We start from the raw sequence: 5,160 nt of genomic DNA, 5'->3' as shown, positions 1-5,160 counted from the left end.
GCGCGGGGCGGTTGGGGCCGGGGCGGCGCGAGGGCCGGTCCTCGAGGAGGAGCCCGCCATGACTCACGTTGTCGTCACTGTGAGCCATCAGATGAGCCGTCCGGGGACTTCGCTGGAACGCACGGTGAACAACTTGGCCTGTCCGACCGGTTCGGGGCAACCCCCGGGCGGGTCCTATTCAGCCGTTTGACCCCGGCTTGATGTGCGGTTCGTCTCGTTCGTCGCACTTCGGTGACGAATGGCAGCCCGATATCGACGCAGCGTGAGCATCGGCGACGCCTTGACTCTAAAACTTGGATGCCCAACTATTGAGGTTCCGAAGAGTCGAGGAGACCCCCGTGCCCGCACACCCCGTCCGGTTCGTCACGGCGGCGAGCCTGTTCGACGGGCACGACGCCTCGATCAACATCATGCGGCGCATCCTCCAGGCGCAGGGCGCCGAGGTGATCCACCTCGGCCACGACCGCTCCGTCGACGAGATCGTCGAGGCGGCCGTCCAGGAGGACGTTCAGGGCGTCGCCGTGAGCAGCTACCAGGGCGGCCACGTCGAGTACTTCACCTACCTCGTCGACCGGCTCGCGGAGCGCGGCTGCGGCCACGTCCGGGTGTTCGGCGGGGGTGGTGGCGTCATCGTCCCCGAGGAGATGGCGGTGCTCGCCGGGCGCGGGGTGCGGATCTTCTCCCCCGAGGACGGCCAGCGGCTCGGTCTCGTCGGCATGATCGAGGAGATGGTCGCCGCGTGCGACGTCGACCTCGCCGCCGGCGCGGACGCGGCCCCGCTCGACGCGGTGCTCTCCGGCGACGACCGTGCGCTCGCCCGCGCGGTGACGATGATCGAGGCCGGCAGGGCGCCGTCCGCCCTGCTCGAGGGGCTGCGCACCGCGGCCGCCGGCCGGCCGGCACCGGTGCTGGGGATCACCGGCACCGGAGGCTCCGGCAAGTCCTCGCTCACCGACGAGCTGGTCCGCCGGCTGCGCCTCGACACCGAGGACAAGGTGCGCGTCGCGGTGCTCGCCGTCGACCCCACCCGGCGCCGCGGCGGCGGTGCCCTGCTCGGCGACCGGATCCGGATGAACGCGCTCGCCCCGGGGCGCACGTACTTCCGCTCGCTGGCGACCCGGGGGGCGGCCTCCGAGGTGCCCGACCACCTCACCGACGTCGTCACCGCCTGCCGGGCCGCCGGTTTCGACCTCGTCGTCGTCGAGACGCCCGGGATCGGCCAGGGCGACTCCGCGGTCGTCGACCTCGTCGACGTCTCGCTCTACGTCATGACGCCGGAGTACGGCGCCGCGAGCCAGCTCGAGAAGATCGACATGCTCGACCTCGCGGACGTCGTCGCCGTGAACAAGTTCGAGCGTCGCGGCGCCGAGGACGCCCGCCGCGACGTGGCCCGCCAGCTCGTCCGCAACCGCTCGGCGTTCGGGGTGCCGTGGGAGGACATGCCGGTCTTCGGCACGAGCGCCGCGCGCTTCGCCGACGACGGCGTGACCGCGCTCTACCACCACCTGCGCGACCTCCTCGTGGCCCTGCCCGACGGCAGGGGCCTGGAGGCCGGCCCGGGGGTACTCCCCCGCGTCACGACGAAGGCGAGCACCCGGCTGGCGACGGTGGTCCCGTCGGCCCGCGTCCGCTACCTCGCAGAGATCGCCGACACGGTCCGGGGCTACCACGCGCGCACCGGCGACCTCGCCGGTCTCGCCCGCCGCCGGCAGCACCTGCGGACCACGCTGGAGGCGTTGCAGGAGAACGGGTCCGGGCCCGCCGCAGCGGCGGGCACCGACGCCGTGCAGACCCTGGTCGACCGCACCGAGGCCGAGCTCGCACGGCTCGACCCCGACGTCCTCGCGCTCGTCGACGGCTGGGCGGCGACCGCCGAGCGCTACCAGGGCGAGGAGTTCGTCTACACGGTGCGGGGCAACGAGTTCCGCGTCCCGCTGCGCCGGGTGACCCTCTCCGGCACGTCGGTGCCGCGGGTCGCGCTGCCGCGCACGCACGACCACGGCGACCTCGTCACCTTCCTGCGGGGGGAGAACCTGCCGGGCTCGTTCCCCTTCACCGCAGGGGTGTTCCCCTTCAAGCGGGACGGCGAGGCGCCGGCGCGGATGTTCGCCGGCGAGGGCGACCCGTTCCGGACGAACCGGCGCTTCCACCTGCTCTCCGCCGGCCAGCCGGCGACGCGGCTCTCGACGGCGTTCGACTCCGTGACCCTCTACGGCCGCGACCCCGCCGAGCGGCCAGACGTCTACGGCAAGGTCGGCACGTCCGGGGTCTCGGTCGCCACGCTCGACGACATGAAGGCGCTCTACGCCGGTTTCGACCTGTGCTCGCCGACCACCTCGGTCTCCATGACGATCAACGGCCCGGCGCCGACGATCCTCGCGATGTTCCTCGTCACGGCGGTCGACCAGCAGGTCGACGCGTTCGCCGCCGAGCACGGCCGGCCGCCGACGGACGACGAGGCCGCGGCGATCCGCGCCCGCACCCTGCGCACGGTCCGCGGCACGGTCCAGGCCGACATCCTCAAGGAGGACCAGGGCCAGAACACGTGCATCTTCTCGACCGAGTTCGCGCTGCGCTGCATGGCGGACGTGCAGGAGTGGTTCATCGCGCACGACGTCCGCAACTTCTACTCGGTCTCCATCAGCGGGTACCACATCGCCGAGGCCGGCGCGAACCCCATCAGCCAGCTCGCGTTCACGCTGGCGAACGGCTTCACGTACGTCGAGAGCTACCTCGCCCGCGGGATGGCCGTCGACGACTTCGCGCCGAACCTGTCCTTCTTCTTCAGCAACGGGATGGACGCCGAGTACACCGTCATCGGCCGGGTCGCCCGGCGGATCTGGGCGGTCGCGATGAAGGAGCGCTACGGCGCCTGCGACCGGAGCCAGAAGCTCAAGTACCACGTGCAGACCTCGGGCCGGTCCCTGCACGCGCAGGAGATGGACTTCAACGACATCCGGACCACGCTGCAGGCGCTCTGCGCGATCTACGACAACGCGAACTCGTTGCACACCAACGCCTACGACGAGGCCGTGACGACCCCGAGCCCGCACTCGGTCCGGCGGGCGCTGGCGATCCAGATGATCATCGACGCCGAGTGGGGCCTCGCCGGCACCGAGAACCCGCTCCAGGGGTCGTTCGTCGTCGACGAGCTCACCGACCTCGTCGAGGAGGCCGTCCTCACCGAGTTCGAGCGAATCAGCGACCGCGGCGGGGTGCTCGGGGCGATGGAGACCGGGTACCAGCGGGGCAGGATCCAGGACGAGTCGATGCTCTACGAGCAGCGCAAGCACGACGGGACGCTGCCGCTCGTCGGGGTCAACACCTTCCTCGACCCGGACGGCGCGGGCACGACGTCGTCCGCGCCGCTCGTCCTCGCCCGCGGCACGGACGAGGAGAAGCAGTCCCAGCTCGCCCGGCTGCGCGCCTTCCACGACGCCCACCGCGACGAGGCGCCGGCGATGCTCGACCGGCTGCGGGAGGTCGCGGCCTCCCGGCAGAACACCTTCGAGGTGCTCATGGACGCCGTGCGGGTGCTGTCGCTCGGCCAGGTCTCGGCCGCGTTCTTCGAGGCCGGCGGGCAGTACCGCCGCAACGTGTGACCGCGGCGCGGTCGGCGGACCGGATCACGCGGCGGACCGGGATGGCACGATGACGTCCATGTCCTCGCGCGCCCCGCTCCCCTTCGACCCGGTCGAGGAGGCACGCCGGCACTGGGCCGCTCACGGCTGGGCGGACGCCGCCGAGGGCATGGCCGCGGTCACCTCGCTCATGCGCGCGCAGGCCATCGTGCTCGCCCGGGTCGAGGCGGTCCTGCGCCCGCTCGGGCTGACGTTCGCCCGTTACGAGGTGCTCATGCTCCTGCTCTTCAGCGGCCGCGGCAGCCTGCCCCTGAGCCGGATCGGCGAGCGCCTCCAGGTGCACCCGGCGAGCGTGACGAACGCCGTCGACCGGCTCGAGGCGACCGGCCTCGTCGAGCGGACGCCGCACCCCACCGACCGCCGGACCACCCTCGCCGCGCTCACGCCGGCCGGGCGCGAGCTCGCCACGAAGGCGACCGAGGCGCTCAACGCCGAGGTCTTCGCCCGCCCCGGCCTGCCCACGGACGACGTCCGCACGCTCGTGGACGTCCTGGCGACGATGCGCCGGGACGCCGGCGACTTCTAGCCGCGCCTCTCGCAGCACCCCGCGCAGGAGCGCGCGCAGGACTGCGCGCAGGGGCCCGCCGCGGGCCCGGGGTCGTACGACCAGGTACTAGGACCACGGAGCGTGGTTGGGCCGACACACCGTTAGGACGAGGACTGGAGTCGTCCGTTCGGACGAGCCCCGAGGTCCGATATCGGGCCCTACCTCGTCGGGGGAAGTGTCAGAGGTGACAGTTCGAGCCCCCTTGGAGGACCCGCGGTGAAGAAGATCCTGATGGTCGTGGTGGCAGCGGCGCTGCTCGTCGTCGGGGCCCCGAGCGTCGCCCAGGCCGGCGGCGGCTCGTCGTCCGGCTGGCCGACGGCGACCGCCCCCCTGCCTGCCGGGACGATCGTCTCCCAGAGCAGCTCCAAGGCCGTCGTCATGTCGCCCAGGACCGTGTCGGCCACGCTGACCTCGCTCGACGCCGCCTACGTCGCGAAGGGCTGGACGGTCGGCGCCGCGACCGGGATCCCGCGCTGGTACAAGAAGTCCGGCCAGGAGGTCGACGTCTACTTCGCGGCGCTCGACGGCGGCAAGTCCTACTGGACCCTCAACCGGCGCTGACCGCACCGGGCCCGACCCCACCGGGCCCGACCGCACCGCACCTCGACCGCCCCGGCGCTCAGCCGCCGAGGCGGTCGAGGTGCGCCCGGGCCCGCTCCAGCGCCCGGGTCGCGACCTCGAGCGCGTGCCGGGCGGCCTCCTGCTCGCGCCGTCGCGGCCGGACGGCGGCCGTCGCCTCGCCCGCGGCCTCCTGGGCCCGGCGCAGCGCCTCCTCGAGCTCGGCGACCCGGGCGTGCCGCCGTTCGGACTCCTCCCGGGCCTCGTCGAGCGCGTCCGCCGCGAGCCGCTCGGCGCTGCGGGCGGCGTCCAGGGCGTCCTCCGCGTCCGCGACGGCGGCCCGGGCCTGCTCGCGCTCGGCCTCCCGCCGGCGTTCCTCCTCCCGGCGGCGCTCCTCCTCGCGGCGCTGCTCCT

3 protein-coding genes and 1 pseudogene are annotated in these 5,160 nt (G+C 73.2%); 3 read left to right on the top strand and 1 reads right to left on the bottom strand.

All coding sequences use genetic code 11. The features are described from left to right. The first annotated feature begins 338 nt into the window (after positions 1-338). From icmF to ECOMGDLI_RS29700, 3 genes are all read left to right on the top strand, one after another. On the top strand, positions 339-3,602 hold the full coding sequence (icmF, locus tag ECOMGDLI_RS29710) for a fused isobutyryl-CoA mutase/GTPase IcmF (protein WP_233153674.1): 3,264 nt from the start codon (positions 339-341) through the stop codon (positions 3,600-3,602). A gap of 58 nt (positions 3,603-3,660) precedes the next feature. After that, positions 3,661-4,167: a MarR family winged helix-turn-helix transcriptional regulator gene (locus tag ECOMGDLI_RS29705; RefSeq protein WP_088320445.1), complete on the top strand. Its 507-nt coding sequence runs from the start codon at positions 3,661-3,663 to the stop codon at positions 4,165-4,167. A gap of 237 nt (positions 4,168-4,404) precedes the next feature. Then, positions 4,405-4,749, top strand: a complete 345-nt coding sequence (locus ECOMGDLI_RS29700) for a hypothetical protein (RefSeq protein WP_088320444.1) — start codon at positions 4,405-4,407, stop codon at positions 4,747-4,749. A 58-nt stretch (positions 4,750-4,807) separates the two neighbouring features. On the opposite strand, the pseudogene ECOMGDLI_RS35010 reads toward ECOMGDLI_RS29700, so the two are convergent. Further along, positions 4,808-5,160, bottom strand: a pseudogene (locus tag ECOMGDLI_RS35010) (hypothetical protein); the annotation flags it as partial.

It is taken from the genome of Kineosporia sp. R_H_3 (assembly GCF_002198675.1).
GTDB lineage: Bacteria > Actinomycetota > Actinomycetes > Actinomycetales > Kineosporiaceae > R-H-3.
Note: the sequence above shows the minus strand (reverse complement) of the source record. Positions and strands in the feature narration are given on the sequence as shown.

What these genes read in the sequence shown, in the direction of transcription:
- ECOMGDLI_RS29705 (WP_088320445.1), top strand. Translation starts at nt 3,661, where the DNA reads ATGTCCTCGCGCGCCCCGCTCCCCTTCGACCCGGTCGAGGAGGCACGC.